The 20,225-nt window shown below is 59.6% G+C and carries 15 protein-coding genes; 7 read left to right on the top strand and 8 right to left on the bottom strand.

From position 1 onward, the window contains the following. Nucleotides 1–31 precede the first annotated feature (31 nt). Both RHN82_RS02665 and RHN82_RS02660 read right to left on the bottom strand, forming a co-directional pair. On the bottom strand, nucleotides 32–2,395 hold the full coding sequence (locus RHN82_RS02665; RefSeq protein WP_047053125.1) for a TIM-barrel domain-containing protein: 2,364 nt from the start codon (nucleotides 2,393–2,395) through the stop codon (nucleotides 32–34). 17 nt (nucleotides 2,396–2,412) lie between these two features. Further along, a complete protein-coding gene (locus RHN82_RS02660; RefSeq protein WP_047053126.1) occupies nucleotides 2,413–3,714 on the bottom strand; it encodes an MFS transporter in 1,302 nt (433 codons plus the stop codon). 286 nt (nucleotides 3,715–4,000) lie between these two features. Between RHN82_RS02660 and RHN82_RS02655 the strand changes: the two genes are divergently transcribed. After that, nucleotides 4,001–5,074, top strand: coding sequence for a LacI family DNA-binding transcriptional regulator (locus tag RHN82_RS02655; protein ID WP_047053128.1), 1,074 nt, complete (start codon nucleotides 4,001–4,003; stop codon nucleotides 5,072–5,074). Here RHN82_RS02655 and RHN82_RS02650 read toward each other — a convergent pair. The 4 genes from RHN82_RS02650 to RHN82_RS02635 all read right to left on the bottom strand — a co-directional run bounded on the left by RHN82_RS02650 (nucleotide 5,071) and on the right by RHN82_RS02635 (nucleotide 10,797). Next, nucleotides 5,071–6,327 (bottom strand): DUF1479 domain-containing protein, encoded by a 1,257-nt coding sequence (locus RHN82_RS02650; protein WP_047053130.1) that lies wholly within the window; start codon nucleotides 6,325–6,327, stop codon nucleotides 5,071–5,073. The two genes, RHN82_RS02655 and RHN82_RS02650, sit on opposite strands and share 4 nt — an antisense overlap. Nucleotides 6,328–6,478: 151 nt before the next feature. Then, nucleotides 6,479–7,294, bottom strand: coding sequence for a Cof-type HAD-IIB family hydrolase (locus tag RHN82_RS02645; protein WP_047053132.1), 816 nt, complete (start codon nucleotides 7,292–7,294; stop codon nucleotides 6,479–6,481). A gap of 166 nt (nucleotides 7,295–7,460) precedes the next feature. After that, nucleotides 7,461–9,893 carry a formate C-acetyltransferase/glycerol dehydratase family glycyl radical enzyme gene (locus RHN82_RS02640; RefSeq protein ID WP_047053134.1) on the bottom strand — a complete coding sequence of 811 codons (2,433 nt, stop codon included), beginning with the start codon at nucleotides 9,891–9,893 and terminating at the stop codon, nucleotides 7,461–7,463. A gap of 4 nt (nucleotides 9,894–9,897) precedes the next feature. Further along, on the bottom strand, nucleotides 9,898–10,797 hold the full coding sequence (locus RHN82_RS02635) for a glycyl-radical enzyme activating protein (RefSeq protein WP_047053136.1): 900 nt from the start codon (nucleotides 10,795–10,797) through the stop codon (nucleotides 9,898–9,900). 127 nt (nucleotides 10,798–10,924) lie between these two features. On the opposite strand from RHN82_RS02635, the gene fsa reads away from it, so the two are divergent. Beyond that, nucleotides 10,925–11,587, top strand: a complete 663-nt coding sequence (gene fsa, locus RHN82_RS02630; protein ID WP_047053138.1) for a fructose-6-phosphate aldolase — start codon at nucleotides 10,925–10,927, stop codon at nucleotides 11,585–11,587. 205 nt (nucleotides 11,588–11,792) lie between these two features. Here the strand turns inward: fsa and moeB are convergent, their stop codons facing one another. Together moeB and moeA are read right to left on the bottom strand one after the other, a co-directional pair. Next, nucleotides 11,793–12,545 carry a molybdopterin-synthase adenylyltransferase MoeB gene (moeB, locus tag RHN82_RS02625; RefSeq protein WP_047053140.1) on the bottom strand — a complete coding sequence of 251 codons (753 nt, stop codon included), beginning with the start codon at nucleotides 12,543–12,545 and terminating at the stop codon, nucleotides 11,793–11,795. Nucleotide 12,546: 1 nt separating this feature from the next. Further along, on the bottom strand, nucleotides 12,547–13,779 hold the full coding sequence (gene moeA / locus RHN82_RS02620; protein WP_047053142.1) for a molybdopterin molybdotransferase MoeA: 1,233 nt from the start codon (nucleotides 13,777–13,779) through the stop codon (nucleotides 12,547–12,549). 189 nt (nucleotides 13,780–13,968) lie between these two features. Here moeA and iaaA point away from each other — a divergent pair, with 189 nt between their 5' ends. The 5 genes from iaaA to gsiD are packed head-to-tail and all read left to right on the top strand — an operon-like array spanning nucleotide 13,969 to nucleotide 20,191. Then, nucleotides 13,969–14,907: a beta-aspartyl-peptidase gene (gene iaaA / locus RHN82_RS02615; RefSeq protein WP_047053144.1), complete on the top strand. Its 939-nt coding sequence runs from the start codon at nucleotides 13,969–13,971 to the stop codon at nucleotides 14,905–14,907. Nucleotides 14,908–14,918: 11 nt separating this feature from the next. After that, nucleotides 14,919–16,790, top strand: coding sequence for a glutathione ABC transporter ATP-binding protein GsiA (gene gsiA, locus RHN82_RS02610; RefSeq protein ID WP_023303356.1), 1,872 nt, complete (start codon nucleotides 14,919–14,921; stop codon nucleotides 16,788–16,790). Between the two features lie 23 nt (nucleotides 16,791–16,813). Further along, the gene (gene gsiB / locus RHN82_RS02605; protein ID WP_015571028.1) at nucleotides 16,814–18,352 is read left to right on the top strand and encodes a glutathione ABC transporter substrate-binding protein GsiB; all 1,539 of its coding nucleotides are present in this window, start codon (nucleotides 16,814–16,816) and stop codon (nucleotides 18,350–18,352) included. Between the two features lie 5 nt (nucleotides 18,353–18,357). Further along, on the top strand, nucleotides 18,358–19,278 hold the full coding sequence (gene gsiC / locus RHN82_RS02600; RefSeq protein ID WP_006809475.1) for a glutathione ABC transporter permease GsiC: 921 nt from the start codon (nucleotides 18,358–18,360) through the stop codon (nucleotides 19,276–19,278). 1 nt (nucleotide 19,279) lies between these two features. Next, nucleotides 19,280–20,191 (top strand): glutathione ABC transporter permease GsiD, encoded by a 912-nt coding sequence (gsiD, locus tag RHN82_RS02595; RefSeq protein ID WP_047053147.1) that lies wholly within the window; start codon nucleotides 19,280–19,282, stop codon nucleotides 20,189–20,191. The last annotated feature ends 34 nt before the right edge of the window (nucleotides 20,192–20,225 follow it).

The following is a 20,225-nucleotide window of genomic DNA, read 5'->3' as shown; positions in this document are numbered from 1 at the left end:
CGGGTAAGGCGACGCCGCCACCCGGCATTGTTCAGAGCACCCACTCGCCCCCTTCAGCCCCGTTCACCCGCAGCGTACGTTTTTCCCCCGCCGGTAATGACACCTTCAGCGCCTTCCATGCCGGACGATAATCACCGCGCGCATTCACCTTCAGGTTGATACTTGCGCCATCGCACACCATCTCCCATTCCACCCACAGCGCATTGCCGTTCTGGTAGCCCCAGCTTTCGCCGTCATCCTCAAACAGCAGCCCGGCGGTGGTGCCGACGCCTTTCACCGGGAACAGTTTCAGCTCACGGGTATCGTCTTTATCGGCGCTCACGTGACGGATGCGTTCGCTGAGCGGCAAACCGGCCCCGGCGCGCACCAGCAGCGGCAGCTTTTCCAGCGGCGCATCAAGGACGATCGCTTGCCCGCCCGCATACCACGCGTGGGTGTAAAAATCGTACCAGCCGGTTTCGTTATCCGGCAGCCAGACGCGGCGCTCGCGCTGCCCGGCTTCGACGACGCTGGCCACCAGCAGGTCACGGCCCAGCAGGAAGTCGTCGCACTCTTCAAAGCTCTGTGCATCGTGCTCATGATCGAGGAAGGTCGGGCGCAGCATCGGCTCGTCGTCGGCGTGCGCCTGCCAGAGCAGGGTGTAGAGATACGGCAGCAGGCGGTAGCGCAGTTCAATGGCGCTGCGAATCGCAGGCGTGACGCCCGGGTACATCCACGGCTCGTTCACGGTATGGTCATCGTTCCACGAATGGATGGTAAAGCGCGGGTGCATCACGCCGTTCTGTACCCAGCGCACGAACAGCTCGGCATCCGGCTTGTCGCCGGAGAAACCGCCGACGTCGTGACCGACGTTGAACAGTCCGGACAGGCTCATGCCCAGCCCCATGCGGATGTTGTAGCGCAGGGTGTCCCAGTTGGTGCGGTTGTCGCCGCTCCAGGTCTGAACGTAGCGCTGCATCCCGGCGCAGCCGGAGCGGGAGATCAGATACGGACGTTTCTCCGGCGCAAAGCGCTGCTGCGCTTCCAGCGAGGCGCGCATCATCAGCAGCGGCATCACCGGGCGAATGTGCTTGATGGCGATCTCCTGGCCGAAGCCATAGCAGCGCGCTTCCCCGTCCCACACTTCATACTCGTTGTTGTCGTTCCAGGTGGAGTCGATGCCCATCTCCAGCAGCTGCGTGGTCACGCCGTTCTGCCACCACTGCACCGTCTGCGGGTTGGTGAAGTCGAGATGCGATCCTTCGTCATCCCAGAAGCTGGAACGTTCAGGCGCATCGGTTTCTGAATCACGAATGAACAGGCCGCGTTCCGCCACTTCGCTGTAGCGGGGATGATCCTGCAACAGACACGGCTTGATGTTGGCCGCAAGCCGCAGCCCCGCGTCGTGGAACGCCTGGCTCATCACCTTCGGCTGTGGCACTTTGTCGTAGTTCCAGTTAAAGACGTAGCGCTTGCCGTTAATCGAGGTATAGCCGGAGGAGAGCTGGAACGAGTCGCACGGAATGGCATGCTCATCGCACAGGCGGATGAAGTTCATCAGCTGGTTTTGCGCGTCCGGCGCGTCGGTGTAGTGCATGGTCGAGCCGCTGTAGCCCAGGCTCCATTTCGGTCCGAACAGCGTTTTCCCCGTCAGGCGTACGAAGGCTTTGGTCACGTCCAGCGCACGCTTGCCGGTAAAGATGTAGTAATCAATATCGCCCGCTTCCGCCTGCCAGCGGCGGTAGGCGGTGTGATAGTTGTCGATCTCGTTACCCAGATCCAGCCAGCAGCTGCTCAGGTTATCGTAGAACAGACCGTAGCTCACGTCATCGCGACGGGTGAGGGTGAACGGGATGTGCTTGTACAGCGGATCGGTGCTGGCCGCGTTATAGCCCATCGCGTCCAGGTTACGCATCTCATAACGTTTGCCGTTGCGCTGTAAATCGCCCGCTTTCTCACCCAGACCGTAAAAACGTTCATCCTTAAGGCGGCTGAGATAGTGCGCCACGCCGTCGCCGTGGGCGTTCAGCAGGTAGGCGCTGGTCGGGCGGTCATTGACCAGCGGCTGCCACTCGCCCGCCTCATTGCGGTAGTGCCACTCCAGCCACAGCGGCTGGTGGACGGTGACGCGCAGCTGTTCGGTCGCTACGGTTAACGTGTCGTCCTGCTGCGTCAGCGTCCAGGCCGGGCAGGTGAAGCCGCTGACATCGTCGCGACGGCGGCCTTCCCACGGCACATCTTGTTCCGGCGCGATGCTCCAGGTGCGGTTCAGCGCCAGCTCGCCTTTACGTTTGATCAGCACGCGGAACAGATTCTCTTCCAGCACATACAGGCACAGGCGGTGCTGCTTATCCACCAGCAGTTCCAGATGATTCGCCGACTGCGTATCGACGGTCCAGTTTTTCAGGGTTTTCATATGCAATACATCCACTATCAGGCGCGCTTGGCGCGACGTTCAGCAATAAATGCCACCAGGAAAACAGCGCCAAGCAGGTCAAAGAAGCCCATGGCGATAAAGAGCGGGTTGAAGCCGATTTTGTCGGCGGTCACCCCAATCAAAAGGGAGAACAGGAAGCTGGCGATCCACGCCGCCGAGCCGCGCATGCCGTTGACGGTCGCCATCTGGCCTTTGTCGAACGACTCCACCACCAGGGCGCTCAGCATGCAGGAGATGATCTGGTGCCCGAAGCCGCCGATGGAGATCAGCACGATGGTGATATACGGGTCGCGGGTCACGGCGACGACAGCCAGAGAAATCATCAGAAACGCGCCGGTGACGGAGCTGGCGACGACCGAGTTGACGCGGGAGCAGCCGAACAGACGGGTGTACAGACGCGTCAGGTAGCCGCTCGCCACGCTGCCGAGGTCGGCGGCCAGGAACGGCAGCCAGGCGAACATCGCAATCTGCTTCAGGTCCATGCCGTGCTCTTTGGCGAGGTACAGCGGCACCCAGAAGCTCAGTACGGCCCAGGCCGGTTCCGCCATAAAGGCAGGGATGGCGATACCGTAGAAGCGTTTGTTCTTCGAGACGGTTTTCAGCGCGGTCAGGAAGGGCAGTTTGACCGGCGCAGGTTCGTTATCCTGCTTGATAAACGCCAGCTCATCGCGGCTCAGGTTCGGGTGCTGTTCCGGGTTGTGATAAAACGCCCACCACAGGATCACCCACAGCAGCGCCAGCACGCCGGTAAACATAAACGCACCCTGCCAGCCGAACGACGCGTGAGCAAAGTAGATGATAGGCGGGGCCAGCATGGCCCCAATGGAGAAGCCTACCCCCGCCCAGCCTGCGGCAACAGGGCGCTCTGATTTCGGAAACCATTCGCCGATGGTTTTGGCGTTCGCTGGCGTGGCGGCCGCTTCGGACGCCCCCATAAAGAAGCGCAGAATCGCCAGGTGCAGCCAGCTTCCGGCACCCGCGTGGAAGATACACATTAGCGCCCAGATCCCGGCGCAGACCATAAAGCCGATTTTCAGGCCGATAACGTCAATCAGCCAGCCGCACAGGGGCTGGAAAATGGTGTAGGCGATCTGGAACGCGCCGACGATCCAGGAGTACTGCTCGGTGGTGATCCCGAGGCTCTCTTTCAGCTCAGGGGCGAGAATACCTAACGAGTTACGGGTGATGTAGTTAACGGTTACGCCGAGAAGAAACAGCACCAGTACGTACCAGCGCAGGTTCCTGATGACGCGACGTGTTTTGCTTGTCGCAACGGTGTTATTGATGTCCTGACTCATTTTCTTCTCCACAAGACGGACGGTAAGGGGACAAAGGTTCAGGTGTCACACAGCGTCAGGCGTTTGAAAGTTATCTGTTTTAGAGTGCTAAGCTGCTATACAACTAGTATGGAAGTTGTGTGACAGGTTCACCTTAAGAAAGAAATTGGGCAGGGAATAGTGGATTTTGTGCAAACTTTCTCATAACCGAGGTTCAATTTTCGGCATTATGGCCTTCTCGCAAGTTATTACCTGATAATCATGTTGTGAAAATTTTTTCATTTCACATCCGGAGCCAGATCACAAAATGGACAAAAGGCTTAAAATCACCGAAATCGCCGCCCGGACGCAGCTCTCCATCAGCACCGTTTCTCGCGTGCTGGCGGGGAAGGCAAACACCAGCGAAAAAGCGCGGGCAAAGGTGCTGGCGTGCGCGCGGGAGCTGGGGGTAATGGACGGCATGGCGGCGGGGCGTCTGCTGCTTAACAGCCTGGTGGTGTTTGCCCCGCAGCGGGCGTTTGACGAGCGGTCCGACATCTTTTACTACCGCGTCATCCAGAGCGTGAGCAAAGGGCTGGCCTCGCACGAGGTGCGTCTGCGCTACTGTGCGCTGGAGGAGAACGACAGCGATGCCCAGCTGTTTCTGGCCCGCATGAACGAAACGGACACCCAGGCGGCAATCCTCCTCGGTATCGACGATCCGCATATCCACGATCTGGCGGTGGACGTGGGGAAACCCTGCATGCTGATTAACTGCCGGGACCGCCACATGCGCCTGCCCGCCGTCGCGCCGGATCATCGCGCGATTGGCGAGCGGGCGGCGGAGTACCTGTTCGAGATGGGGCACCGGGAGGTGATGAACGTGCTGTGCCTGCGTCGCTACACCATGGAGCTGCGCCTGTCCGGGATCCGCGACGCGTGGCACGGTCATAACCTCAGGTTCAGCGACAGGCGCGACCTGCTGATGGTGTCCAGCTTCAGCGCCAGAGAGACGGAGCAGCTGGTAAGCGAGTGGCTTCACCAGCAGAAAGGGAAAGACCTGCCAACGGCGTTCCTGGTTGGCGGCGATTTTATGGCGGCGGGGACCATCAGCGCGCTGCAAAAACACGGTCTGCGCGTGCCGCAGGATGTCTCGGTGATGAGCATCGACGGCTTTAATCTCGCGGCGATTCAGGATGTGCCCTTAACCGCGGTACATGTTCCGCGTGATGAGCTGGGAACGGAAGCGGTGCATATGCTCCAGCAGCGGCTGATGCGCCCGGATGCGCCGGTGGGAACGTTGCTGCTAAACGGCACGCTGACCGTACGGGAGTCGGTACGGCGGATACGTCAGGGGAAACGACGCACCGCCGTGGAGCGGGAAGGGCTGTACGACAGTTAAGCCATGCCCAGCGCCCGCCTGCCGTGGATGTTGAGATCGTTCACGGTAAAGCGGTCCTGCCAGCTTTTCTCATAATCCTCGCGCGGGAAATCACCCGGTGACGCGCCGGTTTCCAGCGCTTCCTTGACCTTTTTCGCATAGGCGAGATTCTTCTCGCACATCGGCGCGGCAGGAATATACATCACGTTACCCCAGCCCTGCTGATTTTCCACCGGCGCGACGGAGTGGATCACATCGCAGTGCCACCACACGGAGTCACCGGCTTCCAGCGCCGGAATGCTGGTTAACGCTTCGATCAGCAGCGGGTGCCACTTCTCAGAAATCGGCAGCACGCGCCCCGGCGCCACGCCGCACAGCTCGTCTTCCGGCACGTCGTCCAGCAGCGGACGCAGCAGAATATAGGCCATTGCCTCCGGGATCGGCACCACGTGCAGCAAGCCCTGTCCGGGGATCATGTCCGACAGCGCCGTCCAGCCCTGGAAGGTGCGGAACACCGAGCATTTGGTGGTGTTATCCACGGTGTACTCTTCCACCTCGGTACGGTGCGCAGCGTTCCACGGATCGTATTTCTCAACGTTGCCGTCAAATACGCGGGCAAAGACCTGCTGATAAGCGGGCAGCAGCCAGCGCTCCAGCGCGCCGGAATCGGTGTGTGCGCCAAGTCCTTTCGAGGTTGTTCCTGGCGGGCGGCGGCGGATGCGGTCCGGGTAAATCACGCTCACGTCCGGGTCAAACCACTGCTTGCCGTTGCTCTCAAATGTCCATAAACGGTTCAGGAACGACTGTACCTGCGCCATCTCTTCACTCTGGCGCGCCTGCATTTGCGCCTGAGACCAGTAGATCGGGTAAATCTCCGGACGAGAGGCCGTTAAGGTGCCGAAGAAGTTATCGCCGGGTCCTTTGTACACCTCGTCAAACTTATTCAGATCGAGGTAGTCGAGCATCGACTGATCCCACGCCAACGCCTGCTCGCGCGGGAAGTGGCCTTTGATCACCGCGCAGCCGCGACGTTTAACCGCTTCGCGCTGTGTGTCGGTAATCGTGCCGTTTTTCACGTCGGCAAAGGGGATCACTGGCCAGACGGTTTCGCCTTTGTTTTTGAGGGCGTTGATTTCCGCCACGCGGGTGGCGATTTTATCGCTGAGCCGGTCGAACACCGCCTGCACATCGCCGATCTGCGCGCGTAATTCACGTTTCATCTGACGGATTGCCGCTTTATGGTCCGCTGGCAACGTTTCGCTGGTAAAGGTCATAACTGCCTCGCATCTTTCATTCGAAAGTAAAAGTGTCTACAAGTGATACTTTAAGTTAAAAAAAAGTTAATGCAAGTTTAAAACCTTGACGGGTGCCACAGGATGGGAAAAGAGTGAGGGGGCCGGAGCGAGGCTCCGGCAGGTAGGGGGATCAGGCGTCGAACGGGGAGTGCGCGTCGAGCACGGCCTGAATCACGTTCAGCGCGCCCTGATGGTTGTTATCGTCGGTAGTGTAACGGCTGACCGCTTTAATGCTGTCCGCCGCGTTGCCCATCGCAAAGGAGTATTTCACCAGCTTCAGCATTTCCGCATCGTTGCCGCTGTCGCCAATGCCGACGCACTCCTGCGGGGAGGTTTTCCAGCGTTTCAGCAGGCGGCTGATGCCGTTGGCTTTGTGCAGGCCGGGGATAATCAAATCGACAAAACCGAAGCCGCTGGTGACCGGCTTCATGATGCCGTCCAGGGAGACATGCAGTTTATCAACCAGATTCGGGATATCGCTGTCCGGCAGGTTCAGGGAGAATTTAAACAGCACGTCGTCAATGTCGCGGTAATCGCTGATGCGCTTTAAGCGGTGGTAGTGCTTTGACATCAGCGCCACGAACGCGTCCGGGGCTTTATCGCTGACGTACGCGCTCTCCAGCCCGCAGGCCACAAAGTTCAGCCCTTTGTCTTTCAGCAACTCGCCAATGACGATCTGCGACTCATGACGCGTCAGTTCGCCGTGGAAAATCTGTTCGCCGTGATCGAAGACCAGCGCGCCGTTTTCCGCGACGAAGGAGATCTGATCTTTCAGCTCCGGGAAAAAGGAGATGAGCTGGTAATACTGGTTGCCGCTGGCGACAACAAATTCGATGTTACGGGCTTTAAGCTGCTCAAACTGTGCCTGGAAGCGGTCACGATCGTACTGCTTGGCATCATCAAGGAAAGTTCCGTCCATATCGGTGACGATAACTTTTACGGTCATACTGTGCTCCTGGGTCACTACGTTTTGAAACATTCTAATAACAAGGTGACGGGGAGCACAAATTTAATTTCGAATGAAAGTCAGAAAGCCGGGTGGCGGCTTCGCCTTACCCGGCCTACGGGGGAACAATGTAGGCCCGGTAAGCGCAGCGCCACCGGGCGTTTTTTTACAGCGTATGCTCAGTACGGGCGATAATATCGTCCTGCGCATCCGGCGACAGGGCGGTGAAGAACGCCGAGTAACCCGCCACGCGCACCACCAGGTCACGATACTGATCCGGGTGTTTCTTCGCTTCCAGCAGCGTTTCGCGGGAGACGATGTTGTACTGAATATGCCAGCCTTTATGCACCTCGAAGAAGGTGCGCAGCAGCACCATCAGCTTCTGGCGATCGCTGTCGTTTTCCAGCGTCGACGGGTTCAGCTTCTGGTTTAGCAGCACGCCGCCGAGAATCGCATCCGTCGGCAGTTTACCCACGGAGCCAATCACCGCCGTCGGGCCGAGGTGGTCGGTACCGGAGGCCGGGCTTGCCCCTTCCGCCAGCGGGGTGTGGGCTTTACGGCCGTCCGGCGTTGCCATGGTTGCTGCGCCAAACGGCACGTTTGCGGAGATAGACGACGTGCCCGCGTAGTAGTTACCTCCAATCGGGCCGCGGCCGTAGCGTGGGTTATGGTACTGCTTCAGCTCTTCAATGTAGGTCTGATAAGCACGGGTCAGCAGCAGATCCACGCTGTCGTCGTCGTTGCCGTACTTCGGCGCGCCGTTGATCAGGCGCTGGCGCAGCTGCTCGTGGGTCAGCCCCTCGAAGTCATCCGCCAGCGCCGCCGCCAGCTGTTGCTGACCGATAACGCCCTGGTCAAACACCAGCTTCTTCACCGCCGCCAGGCTGTTGCCAAGGTTGGCGATCCCCACCTGTAGGCCGGAAACCCAGTCATACTTCGCGCCGCCCTGCTTAATGCTTTTCGCGCGTTCAATGCAGTCGTCCACCAGCGCCGAGCAGAGAATATCGTGGACGTTCTCTTCCAGCATGGTGTCCACCACGTACTCGATCTCAATGGATTTGCGGGTGTAGTAGCGGATCTGGCTATCCCACGCCGCCATGACCTCATCGAAATTGCCGAAGTTACCGGCAGAAAGCGCTTTTTCCTGCGGCAGGAATACCTGGCCGCTGGTGGCGTCGCGACCGCCTTCCAGCGCCGCCAGCATCACGCGGGCGAAGTTGATGAAGCTCATGCCGGTGCAGCGATAGCCCCACTTGCCGCCGACGGCGGTTTCGATGCAGCCAATCGCCGCATAGTCATAAGCATCGTCCCGTTCCACGCCGAGCTTGATAAATTCCGGGATGACGATTTCATCGTTGTTAAACGCCGGCATCCCGAAGCCGCAGCGGATCACCTGCACGCAGGCGTCGAGGAAGTCGTTGCTCATGCCCGCGTGGTAGCGCACGCTCAGGTTTGGCTGGGTGGAGCGCAGGCGACCGCAGGACTCCAGAATCGCGTAAGAGAGCGGGTTGACCGCGTCCATCGGCTCACCGTTGACCAGCTTCTGGCCGCCGATGGTGACGTTCTGATACAGCGGGCTGCCCGCAGAGGCTTTGGAGTGCGAGCCGGAGCGGATTTTGTTCACTTCCAGCAGCTTCAGCCAGCAGCTGTGCAGCAGCTCAATGGCGTGCTCGCGATCCAGGCTCTGGTCCAGCTCCACGTCGCGGCGGTAGTACGGGTAAAGGTACTGGTCCATACGGGCAAAGGAGACGGAGTGACCGTTGGACTCAATTTGCAGGATCAGCTGAATGAAGTAGCACAGCTGTAGCGCCTGCCAGAAGGTTTTTGGCGGTTGGTGGGCGATGATGTCGCAGTTTTCCGCCATGGCCAGCAGCTCGTCGCGGCGGCTGTCGCGGGTTTCGCTGGCGGCCATTTCACGCGCCAGGTCGGCGAAGCGTTTGATGTGCAGGCTTACGGCTTCCAGCACGATATCAATGGCTTTCAGGAACTGATCGCCGTGCAGATCGTCCAGCACCGTGAGGTTGATGCGCGAGCGGCGCTCGGCCACTTTCGCGCGCAGGCCGTCGAGCCCTTTTTCCAGCACCAGCGGGAAATTCACCGCCAGGTGTGCGTCACCGGAGGTCATGTTGCCTTCCGCTTTGATGATGCCGGTTTCCAGCAGGCCTTTCTGCTCGTCGGTAAACATACCGTAGCAGCGATCCTGCACCGTCTGGCCGCGCCACCACGGGCAGATCGCATGCAGCACGCGCTTGTTCTCTTCGCTGACCGCGAAGCCCGCACCCGGACGGTCCGCCAGATCGTCAATCTCTTTCTCAATCCACGAGACGGTGTATTCCGGGAAGATCGGTGCGGCGCGCACTTCGCTGGCCTGGTTACCGATAATCAGCTCGTCATGCTTGATCCAGATAGTACGTTTTGCCAGGTGGTGGGCGAGGGCCAGGGCGCGACGGACCGGGATCGGCTTGTCCATGTGCTGCTGATACATTTCGGTGTAATGCTGCGCGCGCTCGGTACAGACCGGCGGCTTAACGATATGCACCAGCGCCGTTTTGTGCGCCTTGATGCGCTCGCTGAGGGTGTTGAGATTCAGGGTGGTCATAAGTTTATCCTCGTAAGGTCGCTGTTAACCCTTTCTGGCAGGCATACTGCTGCGCGAAGTCCAGCAGGGCAGGGTTATCCAGCGGTTTGTCAGGGGCAGAGTAGGGTTGGCCGAGCAGGGTGTATTTGTTCATGCCCAGCGTGTGATACGGCAGAAAATGAATATCGTGAACGCCGAGTTCGTCGGCGGCGAAATTGGTAATGGCGGTAACTGACGCTTCATCGGCGTTGAAGCCCTGGATCAGCGGCACGCGGATGGTGATTTTTTTCCCGGCAGCGGCGAGGCGTTTCAGGTTGTCCAGGATCCGTCTGGCTGAGCCATCGGTCCACTGTTTAAATACGTCACTGTCCACATGTTTCAGGTCCGCCAGGAATAGATCGACATACGGCAGTGACGGCTCGATATAATGCCAGGGCACGTGAAGGCAGGTTTCAACGGCGGTATGAATGCCTTGTTCATGGCTGGCTTTAAACAGGGCATGTGCCAGTGCCGGGTTCATGAACGGCTCGCCGCCGGAGAGGGTGATTCCGCCGCCGCTGCGGTCGTAGAAGGGCTTGTCGCGCAGCACGGTGGCCATAATCTCCTCCACCTGCTTCTCTTCACCGCAGACGGTAAGCGCCTGCGTTGGGCAGCTGTCGGTAAGGGCAGTGAGCGTCTCGTCGTTAAGCTTCTCACGATGAATGACCAGCCCGTTCAGCGCGCGTTCAACACACCCCGGCGCTGCCTGCTGACACAGGTCACAGCCGTCCAGGCACAGACGGGCATCAAACAGGACGTCCCGCGTGCGGGAGCGGCTTTCCGGGTTCTGACACCAGCGGCAGCCCAGCGAGCAGCCTTTCAGGAATACCACGGTTCGAATACCGGGGCCGTCGTGGGTGGAGTAACGCTGTATATTGAAGATCATTTTCTTGCCCTCGAATTACATATGAAGATTAAATTACTTTCGAATGAAAGGTATCTTGATATGGGTCAATTCCTGAGCAGGTTTTGCTGTGATAGGGTAAGTGCAGGCTAATTTTGAGGGTGACATCATGGAACTTTATCTCGACACATCTGACGTTGCGGCAGTCAAAAAGCTGGCGCGTAGCTTTCCGCTGGCGGGCGTGACCACTAACCCAAGCATTGTGGCGGCGGGTAAAACGCCTCTGGAAGAGCTGCTGCCCGCGCTGCACGACGCGCTGGGCGGCAAGGGCCGGCTGTTCGCTCAGGTGATGGCGAAGACCGCCGAAGGGATGGTGGAAGACGCACGTAAGCTGCGCGCGATAATCAATGACCTGGTGGTGAAAGTGCCCGTGACCGCTGAAGGGCTGGCGGCGATCAAAATGCTGAAAGCAGAAGGGATCCCGACGCTGGGTACGGCGGTGTATGGCGCAGCACAGGGGATGCTCTCCGCACTGGCGGGGGCTGAGTATGTGGCCCCTTATGTAAATCGCGTGGACGCACAGGGCGGGGACGGGATCCAGACGGTGGTCGAGCTGCAACAGCTGCTGACCCTGCATGCCCCGCAGTCAAAAGTGCTGGCGGCGAGCTTTAAAACCCCGCGCCAGGCGCTGGACTGCCTGCTGGCAGGGTGCGAGTCCATCACGCTGCCGCTGGACGTGGCGCAGCAGTTTATTACCTCTCCGGCGGTGGATGCGGCAATTGTGAAGTTTGAGCAGGACTGGCAGGGGGCGTTTGGGCGGACGTCTATTTGACGCTGTTGCCGGGTGGCGCTGATGCTTACCCGGCCTGTGTTTGCATCGCTGTTGCCGGGTGGCGCTGACGCTTACCCGGCCTACGTTTGCATCGCTGTTGCCGGGTGGCGCTAACGCTTACCCGGCCTACATTCGCATTGCTGTTGCCGGGTGGCGCCGTTCGAGCCGTTGTAGGTCGGGTAAGGCGAAGCCGCCACCCGACTTTTTACTGACTACACACCTCACACCCGGGATTACGCATCAGATTCATCTCGCGAAACTGGCAGGTCATCGCGTCATACATCACGATTTTACCCGCTGCGGGCGTGCCGTAGTGCGCCAGCACTTTGATCGCCTCCATCGCCTGCAAGGAACCGATCACGCCAACCAGCGGCGCCATCACGCCCGCCTCGACGCAGGTCAGCGCATTCTCGCCAAACAGACGGCTCAGGCAGCGGTAGCAGGGCTCTCCTTCAGCGTAGGTAAAAACGCTGATTTGCCCCTCCATGCGGATGGCCGCGCCGGAAATCAGCGGCGTTTTACGGGCAAAGCAGCCCGCATTGAGCTGGTTGCGAATGCCGACGTTATCGGTGCAGTCCAGCACCAGGTCATGCCGTGCAATCTGCGCAAACAGCGCGTCGTCATCCAGCATCGCGTCAATCAGGGTGAACTGAACGTTGGGGTTAATGCGCGCCAGCGCTGTGCGTGCTGATTCCACTTTAGGCTGACCGACCGTCGCGTCGCTGTGCAGCGTCTGGCGTTGCAGGTTGGACACCGACACGGTGTCGAAATCCAGCAGCGTCATGCTGCCGACGCCCGCCGCAGCCAGGTATTGCGCCGCCGCGCAGCCCAGCCCGCCCAGGCCAACAACCAGCACGCTGGCCGCCTTGAGCGCCTCCTGACCCTCGAAATCAAACCCGCGCAGCACGATCTGGCGGTTGTAGCGCATCATCTCCGGGTCGCTCAGTTCCACCGTCATGTCAGCCTCCGAACAGGTGGTTAAAGCGTTCCACTTCAACCCATTCACCCGCCTCAACGTGGCCGCGATCGCGCTCCAGCACGATAAAGCAGTTACCCTGACTGAAGGAGCTAAAGATGTGTGAACCCTGATGCCCGGTGGTGCTCACCTCCAGCTCGCCGTCGGCGTTGCGCGCCAGAATGCCGCGCTGGAAATCGAGACGGCCCGGTGATTTTTTGAGGCGCGTTGCCGCCCGCACGCGCACACGTTCCGGCAGCGGGCTGGCATTGTTGCCTGAAAGCTTCGCCAGCAGCGGGATCACCAGCTGGTAGAAGGTCAGCGCGGCAGAGACCGGGTTACCCGGCAGGCCACAGAACCAGCTGTGCGGAAGTTTGCCAAACGCGAACGGTTTGCCCGGTTTAATCGCCAGCTTCCAGAAGGCGATTTCACCCAGCTCTTCAAGCAGGGTTTTGGTGTAATCCGCTTCGCCAACCGAAACGCCGCCGGAGCTGATCACCACGTCGGCAGAGGCGTCAGCGTCGATAAACGCCGCGCGCAGTTTCTGCGGATCGTCAGGAATGATACCGAGGTTAATCACCTCGCAGCCCAGCTGCTCAAGCATCAGGTGTACCGCCAGACGGTTGGTGTCGTAAATCTGCCCCTCGTTCAGCGGCTGACCCGGAAGCTGTAGCTCGTCTCCCGTGGAGAATACCGCCACGCGCACTTTGCGGACCACGTCAATCTCCGCGATGCCAAGTGATGCCAGCACCGGCAGTTCGGCGACCGTCAGTTTTTGCCCGGCGGCAAAGACCGTTGCGCCCAGGGTAATGCCTTCCCCGATATGGCGGATATTCTGTCCCGCTTTGACGCTGGCGGTAAAGCGCACGCCGTCGTCCGTTTGTTCGGTCTCTTCCTGCATCACCACGGCTTCACAGCCCTTTGGCACCGGTGCGCCGGTCATAATGCGCACGCAGGTGCCCGCTGGCCACTCACCGTTGAACGGCTGCCCGGCAAACGCTTTACCTGCTACCGGCAGCGGCTGACCCGTTTGCAGATCCGCCAGACGTACGGCATAGCCGTCCATCGCCGCGTTATCGAACCCCGGCACGTTCAGCGGCGAGACGATATCGCGCGCGGCAATACGGCCAAAACAGCGCACAAGCGGCAGCGTCTCAACGTCGTGCAGTGGAGTAATGCGGTCAAGCATCTGCGAGAGTGCCGTCTCAAGCGGCATCAGTCCGGCGGTAAAATCCATGGTGGGCTCCTGCGGAGTAACAACGAAAGCGCTCATTATGGCAGAAAAGTGCGGCTAACTGTATGACCCGATGGGTGTACGCTTTACATCACAGTTGCGTCTTTCTATATTCAAAAATCATCTGAAGATTCGTCGACGATAATGATATTTATAGAAAAAGCAGCCAGCCAGGCTGATGGGTGATGCGAAATGAGTAAAGCGGTTATCGCAATTCATGGCGGTGCCGGGGCAATCACCCGTGCACAGCTCAGTCCCGAGCAGGAGAAGCGTTATATTGATGCGCTGAACGCCATTGTGGAAACAGGCCAGCGCATGCTGGAAGCGGGCGACAGCGCGCTGGACGTGGTGACCGAAGCGGTACGTTTGCTGGAGGAGTGTCCGCTGTTCAATGCCGGTATTGGCTCGGTCTTTACGCGCGATGAAACGCACGAGCTGGATGCCTGCGTGATGGACGGCATCACCCTGAAAGCGGGCGCGGTAGCGGGCGTTAGCCGTCTGCGTAATCCGGTGCTGGCCGCGCGTCTGGTGATGGAACAAAGCCCGCATGTGCTGCTGGCCGGGGCGGGGGCGGAAAAATTTGCCGTCGAGCACGGGATGGACACGGTCTCGCCCGATCTTTTTTCCACCGAGGAGCGTTACCGGCAACTGCTCGAGGCCCGTACAGCGGGGATGACGCAGCTGGACCATGCCGCGCCGCTCGATGAACGCAGCAAAATGGGCACGGTAGGCGCGGTGGCGCTGGATAAAGCCGGTAACCTCGCCGCCGCGACGTCGACAGGCGGCATGACCAACAAGCTTCCCGGTCGCGTCGGCGACAGCCCGCTGCCGGGGGCCGGGTGTTACGCCAATAACGCCACGGCGGCGGTGTCATGCACCGGCACCGGCGAAGTGTTTATCCGCGCGCTGGCGGCCTACGACATTACCGCGCTAATGGATTACGGCGGATTAAGCCTGAGTGAGGCCTGCGAGCGGGTAGTGATGGAGAAACTGCCGGCGCTGGGCGGGATTGGCGGCTTAATTGCGGTGGATCGGGAGGGCAACGTGGCTCTGCCGTTCAACAGTGAAGGGATGTACCGGGCGTGGGGGTATGCCGGCGATGCGCCCAGCACAGGCATTTATCGTGAATAAGGGGGCATTGCGTGCCGCACCGTGAAGAGCTGGACAACTGCGAAGTGCTGGCTGTCCACCAACTGAATATTGCGTTTCAGGAAGAGCGGCAGTTCATCCCCGCAGTACAGAATTTATCGTTTTCGCTCAGGCGCGGCGAGACGCTGGCGATTGTTGGCGAGTCCGGTTCCGGTAAATCCGTTACCGCGCTGGCGCTGATGCGTCTGCTTGAGCAGACGGGCGGGCAGGTCACCAGCGAGCGGATGCTGTTGCGCCGTCGCAACCGTCAGGTTATCGATCTCAACGAGCTGAGCGCGTCCCAGATGCAGGGGGTGCGCGGAGCTGATATCGCGATGATTTTTCAGGAGCCGATGACCTCCCTCAACCCGGTTTTTCCGGTGGGCGAGCAGATTGCCGAATCTATCCGCCTGCATCAGGGACTGAGCGGTGATGAGGCGCTCAATGAAGCAAAACGGATGCTGGAGCTGGTACGTATCCCTGAGGCTCACGCGATTTTGTCCCGCTATCCGCATCAGCTTTCCGGCGGCATGCGCCAGCGGGTGATGATTGCGATGGCGCTGTCGTGCCGTCCGGCGGTGCTCATTGCGGACGAACCCACCACGGCGCTGGATGTCACTATTCAGGCCCAGATCCTGCAACTGATTAAGGTGTTGCAGCAGGAGATGGAGATGGGGGTGATTTTCATCACCCACGATATGGGGGTGGTGGCGGATATTGCCGATCGGGTGCTGGTTATGCATCAGGGCAATGCCGTGGAAACCGGCACGGTGGAGCAGGTCTTTCATGCGCCGGTGCATCCTTATACCAAAGCGCTGCTGGCGGCGGTCCCGCGTCTGGGGGCCATGAATGGCAGTGATTTTCCGCGCCGTTTTCCGCTGATCTCACAGACCGAACAGGGCCAGCAGGAAGACGAAACCGAGCAGGATACGGTGGTTCCCGGCAGGCCAATCCTCGAAGTGCGTGACCTGGTGACCCGTTTCCCGCTGCGTAGCGGGATACTTAATCGCGTAAAGCGCGAAGTGCATGCGGTTGAAAACGTCAGTTTTGATCTCTGGCCGGGCGAAACGCTGGCGCTGGTGGGGGAGTCCGGCTGCGGTAAATCCACCACCGGGCGGGCGCTGCTCAGGCTGGTGGCGTCGCAGGAGGGGAGCATTACCTTCAACGGTGAGCGCATCGACACGCTCCCTAACAGTAAATTGCAGGCGGTGCGCCGGGATATTCAGTTTATATTCCAGGATCCTTATGCGTCGCTCGATCCGCGCCATACGGTGGGGTACTCGATTATGGAGCCGTTGCGGGTGCATAACCTGCTCGACGGTGAAGCCGCGCAGCGCCGCGTCGCGTGGCTGCTGGAGCGCGTGGGCCTGAAGCCGGAGCATGCCTGGCGCTATCCGCACGAATTTTCTGGCGGTCAGCGACAGCGTATCTGCATTGCCCGGGCATTGGCCCTCAATCCGAAAGTGGTGATTGCGGATGAGTCCGTGTCAGCGCTGGATGTTTCTATCCGCGCGCAAATCATCAATCTCCTGCTCGATTTACAGCGGGATTTGGGCATTGCGTTTCTGTTTATCTCCCACGATATGGCGGTGGTGGAGCGGATCAGCCATCGCGTGGCGGTGATGTACATGGGGCAAATTGTTGAAATCGGCCCCCGTCGGGCGGTGTTTGAAAACCCACAGCACCCGTACACCCGCAAGCTGATGGCCGCCGTACCGGTTGCCGATCCTGAGCATCGTCACGCCCAGCGCGTGCTGTTGCAGGACGAAATGCCGAGCAATATTCGTAAACGGGGCGAAACCCTGGAGCGCGTGGCGCTGCGTGAGGTGGGTCCCGGTCATTTTGTCGCACCACCGCGTCAGGGCAATGCATTCTCGCGGTTATAACTTACAACAGGCAGGAGAACACAATGGTTCCTTTTGTTGCTCGTAAATGGCTGCTGGCCGCGAGCGTGACGGCTGCGCTGGCCGCCGCCCCCGCGTTCGCAGCGAAAGACGTGGTGGTGGCTGTGGGGTCTAACTTCACGACGCTGGACCCGTATGACGCTAACGACACCCTTTCTCAGGCGGTGGCAAAATCCTTCTACCAGGGGCTGTTCGGCCTGGACCGCGAGATGAAGCTGAAAAACGTGCTGGCGGAAGGCTATACCGTGTCGGACGACGGGCTGGTCTATACCGTTAAGCTCCGTACCGGCGTGAAGTTCCAGGATGGCACCGACTTCAACGCCGAGGCGGTTAAGGTCAACCTGGATCGTGCCAGCAATCCGGAAAACGGTCTTAAGCGCTACAACCTGTATAAAAATATTGCCCAAACCGAGGTGGTTGATCCGGCAACGGTGAAGATCACCCTCAAAGAGCCGTTCTCGGCGTTTATCAATATCCTGGCGCATCCCGCGACGGCGATGATTTCGCCCGCCGCCCTGAAAAAATACGGCAAAGAGATTGGCTTCCACCCGGTGGGGACCGGACCGTACGAACTGCTTACCTGGAACCAGACCGATTTTGTGAAGGTAAAAAAATTCGCCGGATACTGGCAGCAGGGGCTGCCGAAGCTGGATACCATCACCTGGCGGCCGGTAGTGGACAACAACACCCGCGCCGCAATGCTGCAAACCGGCGAAGCGCAGTTTGCCTTCCCCATCCCGTACGAACAGGCGGCGCTGCTGGCGAAAAACAGCAAGCTGGAACTGGTGGCCAGCCCGTCGATCATGCAGCGCTACATCAGCATGAACGTTACGCAGAAACCGTTTGATAACCCGAAGGTGCGTGAAGCCATCAACTACGCCATTAACCGCCAGGCGCTGGTGAAGGTGGCCTTTGCCGGCTACGCCACCCCGGCGACGGGCGTGATGCCGCCAACCATTGAGTACGCGCAAAGCTATCAGCCGTGGCCGTATGATCCGGCGAAAGCGCGGGAACTGCTGAAAGAGGCGGGCTATCCGAACGGCTTTAGCACGACGCTGTGGTCGTCGCATAACCACAGTACCGCGCAGAAGGTGCTGCAATTTACCCAGCAGCAGCTGGCGCAGGTGGGCATTAAAGCCCGAGTCACGGCGATGGATGCCGGACAGCGGGCGGCGGAAGTGGAAGGCAAAGGACAGAAAGAGAGCGGCGTGCGGATGTTCTACACCGGCTGGACGGCTTCAACCGGAGAAGCGGACTGGTCCCTGTCGCCGCTGTTTGCTTCCCAGAACTGGCCGCCAACGCTGTTCAATACCGCGTTCTACAGTAATCCGCAGGTAGATAAAGATCTGGCCGATGCCCTGAAAACCACCAAACCGGAAGAGAAAGCACGCCTGTACAAAGAGGCGCAGGACATTATCTGGAAAGAGTCGCCGTGGGTGCCGCTGGTGGTGGAAAAACTGGTCTCAGCCCACAACAAAGCGCTGACCGGTTTTTACATCATGCCGGATACGGGCTTTAGCTTTGATGACGCGGATTTAAAATAAAACTCATGCTGAATTATGTGTGTAAACGCCTGCTGGGGCTTATCCCGACGCTGCTGATTGTGGCCGTGCTGGTGTTTTTGTTTGTCCATATGTTGCCCGGCGATCCGGCGCGTTTGATTGCCGGGCCGGAAGCAGATGCGACGGTTATTGAACTGGTGCGTAAACAGCTCGGTCTTGACCAGCCGCTGTACAGGCAATTTCTGCGTTACATTGGCAATGTCCTTCAGGGCGATTTCGGCATCTCAATGGTGTCGCGTCGTCCGGTGTCGGAGGAGATTGCCAGCCGCTTTATGCCCACTTTCTGGTTAACGATTGCCAGTATGAGCTGGGCGGTTGTCTTTGGCCTGGGGGCGGGGATTGTCGCCGCCGTCTGGCGCAACCGCTGGCCGGATAAGCTCGGTATGGCGCTGGCGGTCACCGGCATCTCTTTCCCGGCGTTTGCGCTGGGCATGCTGCTGATGCAGATTTTCTCCGTCGAGCTGGGCTGGTTGCCGACCGTCGGGGCCGACACCTGGAAGCACTACATTCTGCCCTCTATGACGCTTGGCGCGGCCGTTGCGGCGGTTATGGCCCGGTTTACCCGCGCCTCGTTTGTCGACGTGCTGAGCGAAGATTACATTCGCACCGCGCGGGCAAAAGGGGTGAGTGAAAAATGGGTCATTCTGAAGCATGGTTTTCGTAATGCGATGATCCCGGTGGTCACGATGATGGGGCTACAGTTCGGCTTCCTGCTGGGCGGCTCTATCGTGGTTGAGAAGGTCTTTAACTGGCCGGGGCTGGGGCGCCTGCTGGTCGACTCGGTCGATATGCGTGACTATCCGGTTATTCAGGCTGAAGTCCTGCTTTTCTCGCTGGAGTTTATTCTTATCAACTTAGTGGTGGATGTGCTGTACGCCGCCATTAACCCGGCCATCAGGTATAAGTAAGATGCGATTACTGAACTGGCGTCGCCAGGCCATTTTAAACGCTATGCCGGGGATCAGGCCGGACCATATTCGCACCCCGTGGGTTGAGTTCTGGCGTCGATTCCGTCGTCAGCCCGTCGCTATGGTCGCCGGGTTGTTTGTGTTACTGCTGATCCTGGTGGCGATTATCGCCCCCTGGATAGCCCCGTTTGATGCGGAAAACTACTTCGACTACGACCGGCTGAACGATGGTCCGTCGATGATGCACTGGTTTGGCGTGGACTCGCTCGGGCGCGATATTTTCAGCCGCGTGCTGGTAGGGGCGCAGATCTCGCTGGCGGCCGGGGTCTTTGCGGTGCTGATGGGCGCAGCAATTGGCACCGTGCTGGGGCTGGTGGCCGGGTACTACGAAGGCTGGTTGGACCGCATCATCATGCGTATCTGCGACGTGCTGTTTGCCTTTCCAGGTATTCTGCTGGCGATTGCCGTGGTGGCGGTGATGGGCAGCGGCATGGCGAACGTCATTATCGCCGTGGCGGTATTCTCGATTCCCGCTTTCGCGCGCCTGGTACGTGGCAACACGCTGGTGCTGAAGCAGCAGACCTTTATCGAGTCGGCGCGCAGCATGGGGGCCAGCGATGCCACCATCCTGTTCAGCCATATTCTGCCGGGAACGGTCTCGTCTATCGTGGTCTATTTCACCATGCGCATAGGCGTGTCGATTATCTCGGCGGCCAGCTTGTCGTTTCTGGGGCTAGGGGCACAGCCACCGACGCCGGAGTGGGGCGCGATGCTGAACGAGGCGCGGGCGGATATGGTGATTGCGCCACACGTGGCGATCTTCCCGAGCCTGGCGATTTTCCTGACCGTGCTGGCGTTTAACCTGCTGGGGGATGGGCTGCGCGACGCGCTGGATCCGCGGATTAAGGGGTAGTGCTGTGGAATGTGCCGGGTGGCGGCGACGCCTT

Source organism: Enterobacter cloacae complex sp. EB5 (genome assembly GCF_031432835.1).
GTDB lineage: Bacteria > Pseudomonadota > Gammaproteobacteria > Enterobacterales > Enterobacteriaceae > Enterobacter > Enterobacter hormaechei_C.
The sequence above is the reverse complement of the archived record's forward strand: the minus strand, read 5'-3'. Positions and strand labels throughout refer to the sequence as shown.

Coding starts and splice junctions, on each gene's coding strand:
- RHN82_RS02665 (WP_047053125.1), bottom strand. CDS start 2,395: ATGAAAACCCTGAAAAACTGGACCGTCGATACGCAGTCGGCGAATCAT.
- RHN82_RS02660 (WP_047053126.1), bottom strand. CDS start 3,714: ATGAGTCAGGACATCAATAACACCGTTGCGACAAGCAAAACACGTCGC.
- RHN82_RS02655 (WP_047053128.1), top strand. CDS start 4,001: ATGGACAAAAGGCTTAAAATCACCGAAATCGCCGCCCGGACGCAGCTC.
- RHN82_RS02650 (WP_047053130.1), bottom strand. CDS start 6,327: ATGACCTTTACCAGCGAAACGTTGCCAGCGGACCATAAAGCGGCAATC.
- RHN82_RS02645 (WP_047053132.1), bottom strand. CDS start 7,294: ATGACCGTAAAAGTTATCGTCACCGATATGGACGGAACTTTCCTTGAT.
- RHN82_RS02640 (WP_047053134.1), bottom strand. CDS start 9,893: ATGACCACCCTGAATCTCAACACCCTCAGCGAGCGCATCAAGGCGCAC.
- RHN82_RS02635 (WP_047053136.1), bottom strand. CDS start 10,797: ATGATCTTCAATATACAGCGTTACTCCACCCACGACGGCCCCGGTATT.
- fsa (WP_047053138.1), top strand. CDS start 10,925: ATGGAACTTTATCTCGACACATCTGACGTTGCGGCAGTCAAAAAGCTG.
- moeB (WP_047053140.1), bottom strand. CDS start 12,545: ATGACGGTGGAACTGAGCGACCCGGAGATGATGCGCTACAACCGCCAG.
- moeA (WP_047053142.1), bottom strand. CDS start 13,779: ATGGATTTTACCGCCGGACTGATGCCGCTTGAGACGGCACTCTCGCAG.
- iaaA (WP_047053144.1), top strand. CDS start 13,969: ATGAGTAAAGCGGTTATCGCAATTCATGGCGGTGCCGGGGCAATCACC.
- gsiB (WP_015571028.1), top strand. CDS start 16,814: ATGGTTCCTTTTGTTGCTCGTAAATGGCTGCTGGCCGCGAGCGTGACG.
- gsiC (WP_006809475.1), top strand. CDS start 18,358: ATGCTGAATTATGTGTGTAAACGCCTGCTGGGGCTTATCCCGACGCTG.
- gsiD (WP_047053147.1), top strand. CDS start 19,280: ATGCGATTACTGAACTGGCGTCGCCAGGCCATTTTAAACGCTATGCCG.